General features: G+C 52.7%; 14 protein-coding genes. 5 read left to right on the forward strand and 9 right to left on the reverse strand.

What is annotated here, in order from left to right:
• Positions 1 to 172: 172 nt before the first annotated feature.
• Entirely contained in the window at positions 173 to 3,310 is a 3,138-nt protein-coding gene (locus MUG06_RS09955) for a beta-galactosidase (RefSeq protein ID WP_243078440.1), read from the forward strand.
• On the opposite strand, the gene MUG06_RS09960 is transcribed toward MUG06_RS09955, so the two are convergent.
• Positions 3,192 to 4,466 (reverse strand): multidrug efflux MFS transporter, encoded by a 1,275-nt coding sequence (locus tag MUG06_RS09960; RefSeq protein ID WP_243078441.1) that lies wholly within the window; start codon positions 4,464 to 4,466, stop codon positions 3,192 to 3,194. The two genes, MUG06_RS09955 and MUG06_RS09960, sit on opposite strands and share 119 nt — an antisense overlap.
• Before the next feature lie 436 nt (positions 4,467 to 4,902).
• On the opposite strand from MUG06_RS09960, the gene MUG06_RS09965 reads away from it, so the two are divergent.
• Positions 4,903 to 5,154 (forward strand): biofilm development regulator YmgB/AriR family protein, encoded by a 252-nt coding sequence (locus MUG06_RS09965; RefSeq protein ID WP_215848328.1) that lies wholly within the window; start codon positions 4,903 to 4,905, stop codon positions 5,152 to 5,154.
• A gap of 15 nt (positions 5,155 to 5,169) precedes the next feature.
• On the opposite strand, the gene MUG06_RS09970 is transcribed toward MUG06_RS09965, so the two are convergent.
• The 3 genes from MUG06_RS09970 to MUG06_RS09980 all read right to left on the reverse strand — a co-directional run bounded on the left by MUG06_RS09970 (position 5,170) and on the right by MUG06_RS09980 (position 8,851).
• Positions 5,170 to 5,481, reverse strand: a complete 312-nt coding sequence (locus MUG06_RS09970) for a hypothetical protein (RefSeq protein WP_243078442.1) — start codon at positions 5,479 to 5,481, stop codon at positions 5,170 to 5,172.
• A gap of 168 nt (positions 5,482 to 5,649) precedes the next feature.
• Positions 5,650 to 5,946, reverse strand: a complete 297-nt coding sequence (locus MUG06_RS09975) for an I78 family peptidase inhibitor (protein ID WP_243078443.1) — start codon at positions 5,944 to 5,946, stop codon at positions 5,650 to 5,652.
• A gap of 301 nt (positions 5,947 to 6,247) precedes the next feature.
• Positions 6,248 to 8,851 carry an EAL domain-containing protein gene (locus MUG06_RS09980; protein WP_243078444.1) on the reverse strand — a complete coding sequence of 868 codons (2,604 nt, stop codon included), beginning with the start codon at positions 8,849 to 8,851 and terminating at the stop codon, positions 6,248 to 6,250.
• A gap of 218 nt (positions 8,852 to 9,069) precedes the next feature.
• On the opposite strand from MUG06_RS09980, the gene MUG06_RS09985 reads away from it, so the two are divergent.
• The 3 genes from MUG06_RS09985 (at position 9,070) to MUG06_RS09995 (ending at position 10,337) form a co-directional block, all read left to right on the forward strand.
• Complete coding sequence (locus tag MUG06_RS09985; RefSeq protein ID WP_215847495.1) at positions 9,070 to 9,720, forward strand: type II CAAX endopeptidase family protein; 651 nt, start codon at positions 9,070 to 9,072, stop codon at positions 9,718 to 9,720.
• Between the two features lie 116 nt (positions 9,721 to 9,836).
• Complete coding sequence (locus tag MUG06_RS09990) at positions 9,837 to 10,007, forward strand: hypothetical protein (RefSeq protein WP_215847496.1); 171 nt, start codon at positions 9,837 to 9,839, stop codon at positions 10,005 to 10,007.
• 99 nt (positions 10,008 to 10,106) lie between these two features.
• Complete coding sequence (locus MUG06_RS09995; protein ID WP_215847497.1) at positions 10,107 to 10,337, forward strand: hypothetical protein; 231 nt, start codon at positions 10,107 to 10,109, stop codon at positions 10,335 to 10,337.
• A gap of 116 nt (positions 10,338 to 10,453) precedes the next feature.
• Here MUG06_RS09995 and yniD read toward each other — a convergent pair whose 3' ends face one another.
• From yniD to lldP, 5 genes are all read right to left on the reverse strand, one after another.
• A complete protein-coding gene (yniD, locus tag MUG06_RS10000; RefSeq protein ID WP_243078445.1) occupies positions 10,454 to 10,561 on the reverse strand; it encodes a small membrane protein YniD in 108 nt (35 codons plus the stop codon).
• A gap of 125 nt (positions 10,562 to 10,686) precedes the next feature.
• Positions 10,687 to 11,115: an OsmC family protein gene (locus MUG06_RS10005; RefSeq protein WP_215847498.1), complete on the reverse strand. Its 429-nt coding sequence runs from the start codon at positions 11,113 to 11,115 to the stop codon at positions 10,687 to 10,689.
• Between the two features lie 58 nt (positions 11,116 to 11,173).
• On the reverse strand, positions 11,174 to 12,361 hold the full coding sequence (lldD, locus tag MUG06_RS10010; protein ID WP_215847499.1) for an FMN-dependent L-lactate dehydrogenase LldD: 1,188 nt from the start codon (positions 12,359 to 12,361) through the stop codon (positions 11,174 to 11,176).
• Positions 12,358 to 13,146 (reverse strand): transcriptional regulator LldR, encoded by a 789-nt coding sequence (gene lldR, locus MUG06_RS10015; RefSeq protein WP_243078446.1) that lies wholly within the window; start codon positions 13,144 to 13,146, stop codon positions 12,358 to 12,360. The genes lldD and lldR overlap by 4 nt, the downstream gene beginning before the upstream one ends.
• Positions 13,143 to 14,798, reverse strand: a complete 1,656-nt coding sequence (gene lldP / locus MUG06_RS10020) for an L-lactate permease (RefSeq protein ID WP_243078447.1) — start codon at positions 14,796 to 14,798, stop codon at positions 13,143 to 13,145. The genes lldR and lldP overlap by 4 nt, the downstream gene beginning before the upstream one ends.
• Positions 14,799 to 14,863: the final 65 nt, after the last annotated feature.

Here is a 14,863-nt window from a genome sequence, read left to right on the forward strand (position 1 = left end):
TTTGCTGACCAGGCTTAACGAATTACTGGCAGTAAAACGACAAAAAGCCAACATCCTACAAAGGGAATACGCATCCAAAACGGCAGAACTTTGCTTAAATCGTTATGAGAAGCGCTTTACAGTGAGCGCAATTTTACGCATTGTGAGCGCAATACATTTACAGGATATTATCATGTCGATTGCTCAAGCTGCTTTTGGTGAAATCATTGCCCGCCGTGATTGGGAGAATCCGGTGGTGACCTCGCTGCATCGACTGGATGCTCACCCCCCCTTTTCTGGCTGGCGTCATGAACTGGCTGCACGCGATGACCTTCCCTCTCTCGCCATGCAAAACCTCAATGGGCAATGGACATTCAGCTATTTCAGCCAACCAGAAGCAGTTCCGCAGAGCTGGTTGCTACAGGATCTGGCGGATGCAAAAACGTTACCGGTTCCTGCTAACTGGCAAATGCATGGCTACGATGCGCCCATCTATACCAATGTGCAGTATCCCATTCCCGTCAATCCTCCTTATGTTCCTAAAGAGAATCCAACGGGATGCTATTCGCTCACATTCAATCTTAACGACGAGTGGCATGGCGCGGGACAAACGCGCATCATCTTCGATGGCGTAAATTCTGCTTTTCACCTCTGGTGCAACGGAAAATGGATAGGTTATTCGCAGGACAGTCGGTTGCCTGCTGAATTTGATCTCAGCTCTGCGCTACAGTCTGGTAAAAATCGCCTTGCGGTGATGGTGCTGCGCTGGAGTGACGGCAGCTATCTGGAAGATCAGGATATGTGGCGCATGAGCGGCATTTTCCGCGATGTCACTTTGCTGCATAAGTCTGAAGTGCATCTGGCAGATGTGCAGCTTGAAACGCAACTCAGCCCGGAGTTCTTTAGCGCCACCCTTTGCGCGCAGGTAAAAGTCGCCCTGCCGTTGGCATCGCATGAAGATTATCACCTGCGTCTGACGCTGTGGCAGGGCGAACAGCAAATCGCTCAATGTGTGCAAGCGCTGGGCAGCGCGATCATTGATGAGCGTGGACATTATCCCGAACGCGCCCTGCTGCGCTTGCGGGTTGATCAGCCGCGCTTATGGAGCGCCGAAACGCCGCACCTTTATCGCGCCACGTTAGCGTTACTGGATGAGAACGATCAGGTGCTGGATGTGGAAGCGTATGATGTCGGCTTTCGCTCTGTCACCCTTGATAATGGCCTGCTGTGTCTGAACGGCAAGCCGCTGTTGATTCGCGGCACTAACCGTCATGAACATCATCCGGTTACTGGCCAGGTCATTGACGAAGCGTCCATGCGCCGCGATATCGAACTGATGAAGCAGCACAACTTCAACGCTGTACGCTGCTCTCACTATCCTAATCATCCATTGTGGTATCGATTGTGCGATCGCTACGGTTTGTATGTGGTTGATGAAGCCAATATTGAAACCCACGGCATGCAGCCGATGAATCGCTTGTCTGACGATCCGCGTTGGTTCGCTGCCTATAGCGAACGTGTTACGCGCATGGTGCAGCGCGATCGTAACCATTGCAGCATCATTATTTGGTCACTGGGCAATGAAGCGGGTCACGGCAGTACACATGATGCGCTCTATCGCTGGGTAAAAAGCGCGGACCCAACGCGTCCAGTGCAATACGAAGGCGGCGGTGCCGACACGGCGGCAACAGACATTATTTGCCCCATGTATGCGCGCGTCGATCAGGATCAACCTTTCCCGGCGGTGCCGAAATGGTCACTGAAAAAGTGGATTAGCCTGCCGGGCGAAACGCGACCGCTGATCTTGTGCGAATACGCGCACGCCATGGGCAACAGCTTGGGCGGATTCGCTAAATACTGGCAAGCCTTCCGCGAGTTTCCTCGGCTACAAGGCGGCTTCGTTTGGGATTGGGTTGATCAAAGTTTGACGCGCTACGATGATCAAGGCCAGTCTTGGCAAGCCTACGGCGGTGATTTTGGCGACAAACCGAATGATCGCCAGTTCTGCATGAACGGTTTGGTTTTTGCCGACCGTACCCCGCATCCCGCGCTGTTCGAAGCGCAGCGTGCTCAGCAGTTTTTCCAGTTCGCCGCGGAGGCGAACAATCCTTTCGCCTTCACCGTAAGCAGTGAATATCTGTTTCGCCACAGCGATAACGAACAGCTTCTGTGGCGCATTGAACAGGCCGGCAAAGTTGTGGCTGAGGGCGATATTGCCTTAGCGATCCCGCCGCAAGGTCAACAACGCATTGAAATCACCCCACCTGACGATTTGCGCGGTGAATGTTGGCTGAATGTCGCGGTGCATCAGATCAACGCAACAAGCTGGGCCGATGCCGGCTGGCGCGTGGCATGGGATCAATGGCCATTGCCAGCGGCGCTGAATTTGCCAACGTCAGATGACATCGGTTATCCGCCAGAGCTGGAATTTAATCACGATCTGGTCTCTGTCAGCCACCAGCAGCAGCGCTGGCATTTTTCACGTCGTAGTGGCGAGCTGGTGCAATGGTTTGTGAATGAGGAAGAGACGCTGCTGTCGCCGCTGCGTGACTGCTTTATTCGCGCGCCGCTGGATAATGATATTGGCACCAGCGAAGCCGATCGCGTTGACCCGAATGCGTGGGTTGAGCGGTGGAAATCGGCGGGCTATGACCAAATGGAAAGCAGCATCGAATCTATGCAGATCGACGCGCTAAAAGATGCGGTGCAAATCGACACGCTACACAGCTGGCGCGCCAATGGGCAGATCGCTTTTATCAGCCACAAGCGTTATCACATTAATGCCCATGGTGAGATGCAGGTCAGCGTTTCTGTGCAGCAGGCCCCCGGTTTGCCCTCGCCTGCCCGCATCGGTTTGCGTTGTCAATTGAGTCAGATGGCTGAAAAAGTGGAATGGCTGGGTTTGGGCCCGCATGAGAATTATCCCGATCGCCAGCTCGCCGCACAGTTCTCGCGCTGGCAGCTGCCTGTAGACTCTCTTTATACGCCCTATGTGTTTCCCAGCGAAAATGGCTTGCGCGGTGGCACGCGGCAGCTCAATGCCGGCAGTTGGCAAATGAACGGCGATTTTGCTTTCTCGCTGAGCCGCTTTAGCCTTGAGCAATTGCGTGAGGCTTCACATCGCCATCTGCTACAACCTGAAACCGGCTGTTGGCTGCATTTGGATGCTGCGCATATGGGCTTGGGCGGTGACGATTCCTGGAGCCCCAGCGTTAGCCCCGAGTTTTTGCTGACTCAGCAACGCTGGCACTATGTTCTGACGTTTCGTCAACAGGCTGCGGTAAATGGGTTTTTGGCCGACGGTAAAAACGACGCAGGAAAATCACATTAATCAATACCACCATGGCGGTGGCAAAGAAAACCCAACGATAACCGGCCAGCGCGGACACCGCTGCGCCGAGCATCGGCCCGGCCACATTGCCCAGATACATAAAAGATTGGTTATAACCGAAGATGCGGCCGGTGATGTTGTCGCGGGAATGACGTACCAACAGCGTCTGCACCGCAGGCATCATTGCGCCATCGGCAAAACCAAGCAGAAAGCGCAATATGCCCAACTGCGTCGCGTTGGTGACAAACGACATGCCGATAAACAGCAGCAGCGAAATCACCATCGTCGCGAGCAGGATACGCTGCGTGCCGATGCGATCGCCGAGTCGTCCTAAACGCGGAGCAGAGAGCAAAGCGGAAATGCCGGGCAGCGCGGCGATGAAGCCGCTGAGAAAAGCGATGTTTTCTGCGCCAGGGGCCAGTTCGCGAACAAACAACGTTAAGATCGGGTTCACCGACCCGTTACACATTTGAATAACCATGGTGGTGAAGAACAAGCAGAGCATCAACTTAGGATTATCCAGCGTGGCAAAAACCTGCCGGGCGTTGAGCTTGTCCTTTTTACTGATGGGTATGTAGCCGGTCTCTTTAATGAGAAATAACGTGACAAAAAAGCTGATCATTAACAGCACGGCGGTGATGATAAAAACCAGGCGCAGGCCCACCCAATCCGCCAGCAATCCGCCAATCAGCGGCCCAAGGATCACACCGCCAATTTGACCGGTTGAGACACAACTCAACGCCCAGCCGCTGCGCTCGCGCGGCACCTGTGCCGCCACCAGCGCCATTGCATTAGGAATGTAACCTGAAGTCAGCCCCATCAAGGCACGCAACAGCAAAAGCTGCCACGCCTGTGTCACAAATGCCTGTAGCAGAATCACCAAACCCATGCCAAACGCGGCGCGCAGCAGCATCAGTTTGCGTCCTTTACGATCCGCCAAACTCCCCCACAGTGGCGCAACGGCGGCGGATACCACAAACGTGATGCTGAATGTCAAACCTGACCACAAACTCAGTGAATCCGCATCTTTGATACCGAGCTGTTCGATATAGAGTGGCAGAAAAGGAATGATCTGGCTGATCGCCAGTCCAGTGAAAAAACAACCAAACCAGACCGAAATCAGGTTTATTTTCCAGGGTTCTAATGAGCGGGGCATGATCAGGTGACTTGCAGGAGATATGAGGAGCCAGTTTAACAACGGCTTAACCGTGCTGAGCGGCAAAACATGGCACGTAATGCAAAACGCGGTTTTCCCCTAAGATTTGCGAATCTGCCTCGTGCATATTTTCTTCCTGTCTGTTTTCTTAGAGAGATTATGTGCAAAAACAATCATTCACTCTTCTGACTATTAATGCCGCAGTCATCACTATGAAAAAATATTTCAGGCTGTTACTGACAATTACGCATGACAGTTCTATGTTTAAAAAACCGCCAGTCTCGTGCGGTGCGTCGGCTATTCTTGCCAGCGCGACGTTCTCATACCGGGTGACGCCAATGTCCCTGCGATCCTGAGAACCCAAGACGTAAAACCGCGTTTATGCGCATCGCGCCCTATCGTGATGTGCATGGCGTTGTCTTAGCGGAGGTGGATGATGAGAGTGCAACCAAACAGCGCCAGCCGTGCTATCACCGACTATTTCAACAGCCCTGACTGGAACGCGCCGCCAGAATCCGATCTGCTGGCTGCCATCCTGCGTGAATTAATGGAAGCCGGACAACCTGCCACTAATAAAGCAATTATTGCGCGCGTTATCGATAAGCTGGAGTTTGAAGGGGACGAAAAGCGCCTGCAAAATTATCGTACTTTACTGGCGCAGTTAATTGAAACGCGGCCACAAGAGTAAGTCGCCGCTGGCAGATTATTTCACGCCGCGAAGGGTATCCGCTTCGCTGACGCTGGCTTTACCGCTGCTGCGTTGATAGAGACACAACTCGCGCCCACGCTGATTATTCATGTGCTGTTGCGGATAACGTCCCTGAAGCAGCAAGGCGCTGTAGCCGACGCTGTCGTCATACTCAATTGCCTTTCCGACTACGCTCACCTGCTTGAGGGTGCTGGCCTTGAGACAGGCTTGCTGCATATCCACTTTACTTTGCTGCCACGCAGCGTCGCTGGCGGCCATCGCCAGCGGACTTGCTAACAGCATTAATGGCAGGATGATTTTTTTCACATTCGCCTCTTCTACCGACATGAAATCGGATAAAAAAATTCCCGCCGGAGCGGGAATAAACAAGACGAGCATTGCATAACGAGAGTGACGAGGAAATCTCTATCGTGCGGAGCTATCCTCGCCCGCAGCCATGACAGCTTTATGACAATACCCGATATTTTTCACGCTTTAGCCGCAGTAAACCCGACTAATGTTGCCACTCTTGTCTGCCATAAAATTCAGGCGATTGAGTTTGAAATCCATGGTTACCGCCGAGTTGTAGGGAATGGCGCGAACCTGATGATCGAATCGTTGGCTATTCAACGAAGATAACGGCTTGCCGACATAGTCTTGATACTGTGAAGCACCGCAAAGATCGCTTTCTGGATCTTGAGCCACCGCAGCGGTTTCGGGTTTACTGGCTGACTGGCATGCCGTTAAGGCAAAGAAGCCCATCACAACCAGCGCTTTTCCATAATGATTCACGTTTGATCTCCTCTTGGACGTGTTAACCCTGAACCAAAGAGTAGCAAAGCGTGCCCGCAAGCGAAAATCTTGACCAGCAGACTTGTCGCGTTCTTTAAAAAAATGAAAGCGGTAAGGAAAGATAAGTCGTAAAAATTTAAGCGGCCGGGATCACATATTTTCAGAAAAATCGCACTTGCAGTCTAAAAACAGATCACCCAGCCGCTAAAATTACTTAAGACTTTTCTGAGGTAATCATTATGGAACTTGCAATCTTTATTGGCTTCGCTGCCTTGATGACGTTTGTCGCCATTAAAGTTCGTTAAGCCTGCTCCCGGTTGTTCTGGGTTGTTCTCTCCAGAAGCGTGCTGAAGGCTGCGAGTGGCATCGGGCGGCCAAGAAAATAGCCTTGCCCTTCTTCACATGACAGTATTTTAAGCTGATTCAGTTGCGCTTCTGTTTCAATGCCTTCGGCGGTGATGGTGAGTGCAAAAGCACGCGCCAGCGCGATAATGCCAGCGACCACCGATTGCGCCTGCTGCGATTCCGGAAAATCTTTCATCCACGAACGGTCAATTTTCAAGCCGTTAAACGGAAAGGTTTTTAAATAACCCAGCGCGGCATAGCCCGTACCAAAATCATCTACGGTTAAACGTACGCCTAACGAACGCAATCCCTGCATCACTTCTAGCGCTTGCTGCGGATGTTCGAAAGTGACGTTTTCAGTTATTTCCAGTTCCAGCCGCGTTGCGGGCAACCCACTCGCTTTTAACACATTGGCTACCCGCTGCACTAAATCGGTGGTACGAAACTCAATGGGCGAAATGTTAACGGAAACATAACGGTCGCCACCCCACGCCAACGCATCTTCACAGGCTTGCTTCAATACCCAATCGCTGATCGTGGCGATTAAACCATTCTCTTCTGCCAGCGGAATAAATCGATCCGGCGTGATCCATTGATCAGGCGCAGTTTGCCAGCGAATAAGCGCTTCTGCGCCTGCCAGTTGTCCGCCAGAGAGTTGATAACGCGGTTGATAATGCAAACGAAATTCATCATTTTTCAGCGCTCGCTCAATGCGGCGCGCCATATCGCGCTTACTTTCGCGCAAGTTAGCCATTTCATTGGCGTACCAAACCCATTGATTGCGCCCCGATTCGCGGGCTTCATTTAGCGCGATGTCAGACATCCGCAGCAACGCTTCAGGATGGGCAGCATCCTGCGGTGCACAGGCAATACCCATGCTGGCGGTTAAATAGTGAACGTGCTGGCCGGTCGTAATTGGCTGCTGAACTTCATGCAGCAGCTGCGCACAGCGTTCATCAACTTTGTCACGATCCCCTTCGCGTAAAATCACGACAAACTCATCACCGCCGAGTCGCGCAGTCAGCTCATGGGGTCCTATACAATTTTTAATGCGCTGTGCCATCTGATTCAAAACCAGATCACCCGCAGCGTGGCCCCAGGTTTCATTGATCGGTTTGAACTGATCCAGATCGATACTGATGATGGTGAGCGGAATATCCATGTTGAATTGTTCAAGATGGCTGGTGAGATACTCTTGCAACTGAAGCCGGTTTGGCAACCCGGTTAACACATCATGACGTGACAAGAACTGAATGCGCGCTTCCGCTTCCATGCCTTGAGTAATGTCAGAGACCGTGCCGCGAAAACCGATGCATCTGCCATTGTGCCAGACCGTTTTAGCCACCAACTGACCAATACGACGATCGCCCTGTGCCGACATAAACTGGCAACGCAGCGGCATTTGCTGGGGTTCCGCTTCCTGACGCATCAGCCAGGTCACTAAAGAGTGGCTGGGATGGGTCAGCAAATGGTCGAGGTGTCTTCCTAGCCAAACGCTAATTTCGTGGCCGGTTACGGTGTTGAAGCGAGACGACAAATAGATCAGCCGCCCTTCTTCATCGGTTTCCCAAATCCAGTCTGAAGCCGCTTCTGCCAGGTCACGAAAACGCGCCTCGCTGCTTGCCAACTCCTGCTGGCTGACCGCTAACATGGCGAATCGGCGATCGGATAATATTGCGTTGTGAAGCGCATGGCGGCTTACCCGACGAGTAATCCACGCGATGATGATGCCCATGATTAACAGCAACGGTAGCAGAAACCAGATCAACCCCATGCCGGGCATTTTTGGCGTCCAGCGTAAGACTAGCGGCTCGCCACCCGGCACCTCTTCCACCATTCGCGGCTCAATTTTGGCATCGACTTCGTTTTTGGCAAAACGCGGACTACTTACGCCAAGCGTGTCGCCTAACGCTTTTAGCTTGGCAGGCGTGAACATATTGACGAAAACCATCACTGATGGTGGCCCCGCTTTTTGCGGCAAGCCGGGCACTTTACCGGTGGTGATTGGCGCGGCGACGATAATAGCCGGCTGTCCATTCACCAGTGCATTGCGTGCTACCGCCGCATTATTCAATAAGCGTGCGTGGGCAATCAGCATCCGGCTGCTTTTTCCTATCCAGGCTTCCAGCGAAACAGAACTCAGCTTACCGTCGATGACTGAATAGGTGGTGTGATCGTTGCCATCGACAACAAAAACGCCTTCATAATGGTATTCCTCATACAAACCCGGACCGAAGTTCTCTTCATCGAAGGCCCAGACTCTATTCATCGTGATGTGCAGATTACGCCAGGCTTCGCCCCAGAAAGCGTAATCGCGGATGTCAGTTATCATCGCCTCTTTACGCCCTTCCCACGCTTGCTGCATCAATATCTGATCGTGTTCAACAGATAACTTGTTTTGATGCTGGGCAATGGTCAGCACCATCAGCATGGAAAGAAGCAATACGCCGAACAACAGCAGTGTAAGCGTGCGTAGACTCCGCCGCGTAAAGCGAACAGTGCGATCTTCTGCTCCGTTTATAAAAGGACGCAGCTGCGGTTGCTGAGGTACAAAAGTCATTAAGAAAGCTCACAACAAAGCGAAAAGTTCGGTTCGGGATTCTGCCTGACAGCAAACTATGCTGACTTACCCGAATTCATTTCCTCAGTTATCGGCTCGGTGTGCTTGCGGTTTAGCCTAATAAGGTAAATTTGCGTACAAATATTGTCTTGTTGGGTGACTCGACAGCGATCAGGCGCGTTGTTACTATGCGCTAACCTTCGCTGGCTGGGTCGCTTATGAACACCAATTCCGACAGAGTGGCGCTGACGCTGTTTTACGTCGGCAGCTTTGTGGTCTATTACCTCGTGACTATGCTTATCACGCTGTTTCCTAATTATGGCGTGCTGCGTAATGACGGCTTATTGGTGCCGGTGCTCTGCCTGTTTGAATTTGCCGTGATCTATCCGCTTTATCGCTTCTATTGTCAACGTCGTAGCGACCTGCCGCTGGGCGAATTACGTCCGCTGCAAACGCTGCTGTTTATTGGCGTACTGTTTATTTTAATGGCGGCGCAAACCCAATTTTTGCAGCCGGAAGGTTGGCTGGTTGAGCAGGCGCAGCAAGGACGTAATTCGCTGCTGATTTTGTTGCTGACGGCGGTGCTGTTAGCACCGGTGTTTGAGGAAGTCCTGTTTCGTGGATTTCTGTTACAGGCATTTTTGCTGTGGGCACCACGCAGTCGCTTTGCCTGCATGTTGCTGACTTCACTGCTGTTCGCCATGATGCACACTCAGTATGTTCACTGGGAAACCATTATCGCGCTGACACTGTTTTCGCTGTTATTATGTTACGCCCGCCTGCGCAGCAACAGCCTGGCGCTGCCCATTTTCCTGCACACGCTAAACAATCTTATCGCGCTGCTTCCTGCCTGGTATTTCTCAGGTTAACGCTTTCACCGCTCAGGGTGATAATGCCTCGTCGACACGTTTGTCTATACTGGAACAGTAAAAGGGATATTAAGCACCACAGTCCGGACCACCAGACCGTGTAAAGGAGTCGAGCCATGTTGATAGGATTTGTATTGTTAGTCAGTGCTTGCGGCCATGATGCCTGTGATGCTTTACCGGTATCGGAACGGATTTATCCAACAAAAATCGATTGCGAACAGATGGCAAATCGCATTCATAAAGTACGGCCTAATGTGGTCCTGCTTTGTGGTGAAGTGCATCGTTAATGCAGGGCCAAAAATAACAAAGCGCAGCCGTTAAGTTGCAAGGTGGCGCTTTAGCGTACAAAATATAAGCTATTGTTCACTATTATCGTTGTGAATCCCATGAAAACATCACGCCCCCGTCGTCCAAACGGACGCTGGGTCTATTACATTTTGTATGACGGCATATTGTGGCCGTGCCCCGTTCGCTGGGAGTGGGAAAGCGGCTACGGCGGCTGGCTGCCTTTTTATTACTCACCGACATTTGAATTTGTGGCGGGCGATCCCAATAAGGCGTATCGCATTGCACGCAGTGACGTCCGTACTAAGCGTCGCGAAACGGAATATGTGTAGAGAGGATTACTGCCATTCCCACGGCAGCCAGGATGCTGTCAGTAAGTAATGAATGAGTTCGAGCAGCAAGACAACCATCACTAATACGCCCAGTTTATGGTTACAAACCCATGATTTTAGGCCCATATCATCGCTGCCCAACGAATCAGCATTAACGCACCGCAGATACAAAGCAGAACCAGCACCATTTTCCAATACTTCTTCGCAGCCAAATATCGCGCCACCTTTATTTTCCTCTCAGCCAGAAAGCAAAAGATGCGCCCAAAGGCGCATCTGTTACGGTCAGTATCAGGACCGCGCTGATTTAGCATAACGCTCACGCCGTTAAAAGGCGACCCGCGTTACAGGCTTAGTTATTCAGGGTGTAGTCGAGAGTAATCTCAGCATTCAGAACCTGTGAAACTGGGCAGCCCGCTTTAGCTTTATTGATGATTTCATCAAATGTTGCGTTATCAATGCCTGGCAGTTCGATGGTGCTGGTCAGCGCCACCTTGGTGATCGCAAAACCTTCACCTTTCTTATCAAGAGAAACATCCGCCGTGGTATCAATGCTTTTCGGCGGAAAACCTGCTTCGCCTAACATCAGCGATAAAGCCATAGAGAAACACGCTGCGTGTGCAGCACCGATTAGCTCTTCTGGATTCGTGCCTTTTTCACCTTCAAAACGGGTTTTGAAACCATAAGGTTGCTGGCTCAGCACGCCACTCTCAGTGCTTACAGTCCCTTTTCCCTTGATATCGCCTTCCCAATGCGCCGAACCTTTCTTATGAATGGTCATGTCATTCCTCCTGTTGGTAAAGAGGGTAAGTATAGACAATACATTCGATTTCGCCGGATCAGCTCACCGCACGCGGGCGAGCAGGTATGACTTGCTCATTGAGCAGCGCATTGGCCTGCACCAGTGAATCGCGGGTAATTTCACCGATCGATTTTGCGCCGGTCAGCGTCATCGCTACCCGCATCTCTTTCTCAATCAGGTTGAGCAGATTCTCCACGCCGCGCTGTCCGTGTGTTGCCAGCGCATAGATAAAGGCGCGGCCCAGCAGTACGGTATCTGCGCCTAACGCAATCATGCGCACCACATCAAGACCACTGCGGATGCCGCTATCGGCCAGAATCGCGATGTCACCTTTTACCGCATCGGCGATAGCAGGCAGCGCACGCGCCGAGGAGAGCACGCCATCAAGCTGGCGTCCGCCATGGTTAGACACCACAATGCCATCCGCGCCAAAGCGCACCGCATCACGCGCATCTTCGGGGTCAAGTATCCCTTTAATCACCATCGGGCCATCCCAGAATTCACGAATCCACTCCAGATCCTTCCATGAAATAGAGGGATCAAAGTTGTTCGCCAGCCAGCCGATATAATCTTCCAGGCCGGTGGGTTTGCCGAGATAGGTAGAAATATTCCCGAGATCGTGCGGACGCCCCTGCATGCCGACATCCCACGCCCATTGTGGGTGCGTCACGGCTTGCCAGTAGCGACGCAGCGCCGCATGGTTGCCGCTCATGCCCGAATGCGCATCACGGTAGCGTGCGCCCGGTGTTGGCATATCCACGGTGAACACCAGCGTGGAACAACCTGCAGCTTTGGCTCGCTCCAACGCGTTACGCATAAAGCCACGATCGCGCAGCACATAGAGCTGGAACCACATCGGACGATTAATTGCCGGTGCCACCTCTTCAATTGGGCAGACGGAAACGGTCGATAAGGTAAAGGGAATGCCTTTCAGCGCCGCAGCGCGGGCGGCCTGCACTTCTCCACGCCGTGCATACATGCCGCATAAACCCACCGGTGCCAGCGCGACCGGCATCGACAACGTTTCATTGAACAATTTGGTTTCAAGGCTGAGATCAGACATGTTTTTTAAAATGCGCTGTCTTAGCGCAACGTCAGCCAGATCGTCCACATTGCGGCGCAGCGTGTGTTCGGCATAAGCGCCGCCATCAAGATAGTGAAACAGGAACGGCGGCAGAATACGTTGCGCGGCGGCGCGATAGTCACTGGCAGCAGAGATGATCATGAGTCGTTTTCCTTACGGTTGCTGAATTCGTTGCCCGGCAAGCGGGTTATGCGAGCCTGCCGCGCTTCATCTTCGTGCAGGCCCTTCATCGTGGTATGAACAAAGCCGAGATGCTGCATCGCCGCTTGCCGCGCCGCTTCAGCGTCACCGGCGAGAATGGCGTTGAGAATGGCCTGATGTTGTTCAGTCAGACGGGCGAAAATCACCGGCTGGATATACATCCGCTGGCGGCTTTGCATCACCGATGATTGCAACAAGTCAAAAAAGCCGCGCATGGTTTGTAGCAGCACCACGTTATGCGAAGCCTCCGCAATCGCCAGATGAAAGCGTACGTCAGCTTGTGCTGCGAGATCGGGATCGTCGCTTTCGGTCATTTTGAGCGTGGCGTCAAACGCATATTGCAGCTTCTCTTTGTCGGATTCTGTCGCGCGTAATGCCGCATGCCAGGCCGTGCTGGCTTCAATCGCGTGACGCGCTTCGAGAATGTCATAACGGTAATCGGGATCGTCCGCCAGTAACTGGCGAATAGGCGCAACGATGCGCTGTTCCGACCACGGCGCAAGCTGCTGACGCAGCCAGGTTCCCCCGCCGCGTCGGCTGATCAACATACCGCTGCTGATCAGCTGCTGGATCGCCTCACGCAGAGATGATCGCGAAACGCCCAGTTCGGCAGATAACTGCCGCTCGGCAGGCAGACGCATGCCGGGTTCCAGCTGATGTTCACTGATATACGCCTTTAGCCGTACCACCAGATGGGCCGCCAGCGGCGGCGAGTTCGCAGTCATGGAATCATCCACGGGAAGATGTAAGCCTGCAGCGTGGTAATGACGCCTACCATGCAGGTAAAGATGAGGCTGTGTTTAACCGTAAAGCGGAACAGATCGGACTCTTTACCGACCAGGCCCACTGCGGCGCAGGCGATGGCGATCGATTGAGGAGAAATCATCTTCCCGGTGACGCCACCAGTGGTGTTGGCGGCAACCAGCAACACATCTGAAACGCCAATCTGTTGCGCGGTAGTGGCTTGTAATGCGGCGAATAGCGCATTTGAGGAGGTATCCGATCCGGTAAGGAAGACACCCAACCAACCCAAAAACGGAGAGAAAAAGGTAAAGGCTTGCCCCGTATGCGCCAGCGCTAAGGCCAGCGTGGCCGACAGGCCGGAATAGTTGGAGATAAAAGCAAACGCCAGCACCATGCCAATCGAGTAAATCGGTAACGCCAACTCTTTTAAGGTCTCGCCGAACGTCTGAATAGCCGCTTTCGGCTTCATGCGCAGGTAAGCAATCGCCACAATCGCTGCCAGCAAAATGGCGGTGCCGGTGGCAGAAATGATGTCGAATTTAAAGATTGCCGGATAGGGCGTGGCACTGTTCACTACCGGTGGCATGCGTTCCACCAGCGCATTCAGCAGCGGCACCGGCACGCTGAAGACCCAATCCGCTAGCGCCCCGCCTTTGACAAACAGCGCTTTGAAGGGCGGAATGCTCCACAACGTTACGGTCGCGGTGAGAAACAGGAAAGGCATCCAGGCGCGGATCACCTGCCCAGCGCTGTATTTTTTGCGGGTCAGATCCTGATCAACCATCGATGCGCCAACATCGTTAAAACGAAAGATGCGAACCGGCTTCCAGCGACGCAGGAACAAGGTTAAACAGACCAGCGACGCCAGCGAAGAGATGATGTCTGGCAGTTCCGGGCCAAGGAAGTTAGAGCTAAGAAACTGAGCAATCGCAAAGGATCCGCCCGCCACCAGCACCGCAGGCCAGGTTTCTTTGACGCCACGCCAACCATCCATGATCGCCATAATCCAGAACAGAACGATGATGGTCAGTAACGGCAATTGACGGCCGGCCATTTGCCCGATGGCGAAACTGTCCAGTCCGGTAACTTGCCCGGCAACAATAATTGGAATTCCCATCGCGCCAAATGCCACCGGCGCGGTGTTAACGATCAGGCATAAACCGGCGGCATACAGCGGATTAAATCCCAGGCCGACCAGTAGCGCAGCGGTGATCGCAACCGGCGCGCCAAAACCTGCAGCGCCTTCTAAAAACGCGCCAAACGAGAAACCGACAATCAGCATTTGCAGCCGTTGATCTGGCGTGATCGATAAGATCGAGGCGCGAATAATGTCAAACTGCCCGGTTTTTACCGAAATTTTGTAGACGAATACTGCTGCAACAATGATCCACGCAATCGGCCACAGACCATATAAAAAGCCATATCCCACCGACGCTAACGCTTGCCCGATTGGCATACGATAAAGAAACAGCGCCACCAGCAGCGCCAGACCCACGGTGATGGTCGCGGCGACATAGCCTTTCAGCTTCAGTTTTATCAGCGCGAAAAAGAAAAACAGAATCGGGATCAGCGCAACCAGGCTAGATAGCCAAATATTGCCGAGCGGATCATAATTTTGTTGCCACATCTGCATGCGGGTATCTCCAGAGGAAAGCCAGAAAATCGTGCGCATAGGTTGTAGGGCGCGCACGCTAGCCT

This window comes from Pantoea sp. MQR6, from assembly GCF_022761075.1.
Lineage (GTDB): Bacteria > Pseudomonadota > Gammaproteobacteria > Enterobacterales > Enterobacteriaceae > Pantoea > Pantoea phytostimulans.

What these genes read in the sequence shown, in the direction of transcription:
- MUG06_RS09955 (WP_243078440.1), top strand. Translation starts at nt 173, where the DNA reads ATGTCGATTGCTCAAGCTGCTTTTGGTGAAATCATTGCCCGCCGTGAT.
- MUG06_RS09960 (WP_243078441.1), bottom strand. Translation starts at nt 4,466, where the DNA reads ATGCCCCGCTCATTAGAACCCTGGAAAATAAACCTGATTTCGGTCTGG.
- MUG06_RS09965 (WP_215848328.1), top strand. Translation starts at nt 4,903, where the DNA reads ATGAGAGTGCAACCAAACAGCGCCAGCCGTGCTATCACCGACTATTTC.
- MUG06_RS09980 (WP_243078444.1), bottom strand. Translation starts at nt 8,851, where the DNA reads ATGACTTTTGTACCTCAGCAACCGCAGCTGCGTCCTTTTATAAACGGA.
- MUG06_RS09985 (WP_215847495.1), top strand. Translation starts at nt 9,070, where the DNA reads ATGAACACCAATTCCGACAGAGTGGCGCTGACGCTGTTTTACGTCGGC.
- MUG06_RS09990 (WP_215847496.1), top strand. Translation starts at nt 9,837, where the DNA reads ATGTTGATAGGATTTGTATTGTTAGTCAGTGCTTGCGGCCATGATGCC.
- MUG06_RS09995 (WP_215847497.1), top strand. Translation starts at nt 10,107, where the DNA reads ATGAAAACATCACGCCCCCGTCGTCCAAACGGACGCTGGGTCTATTAC.
- MUG06_RS10005 (WP_215847498.1), bottom strand. Translation starts at nt 11,115, where the DNA reads ATGACCATTCATAAGAAAGGTTCGGCGCATTGGGAAGGCGATATCAAG.
- lldD (WP_215847499.1), bottom strand. Translation starts at nt 12,361, where the DNA reads ATGATCATCTCTGCTGCCAGTGACTATCGCGCCGCCGCGCAACGTATT.
- lldR (WP_243078446.1), bottom strand. Translation starts at nt 13,146, where the DNA reads ATGACTGCGAACTCGCCGCCGCTGGCGGCCCATCTGGTGGTACGGCTA.
- lldP (WP_243078447.1), bottom strand. Translation starts at nt 14,798, where the DNA reads ATGCAGATGTGGCAACAAAATTATGATCCGCTCGGCAATATTTGGCTA.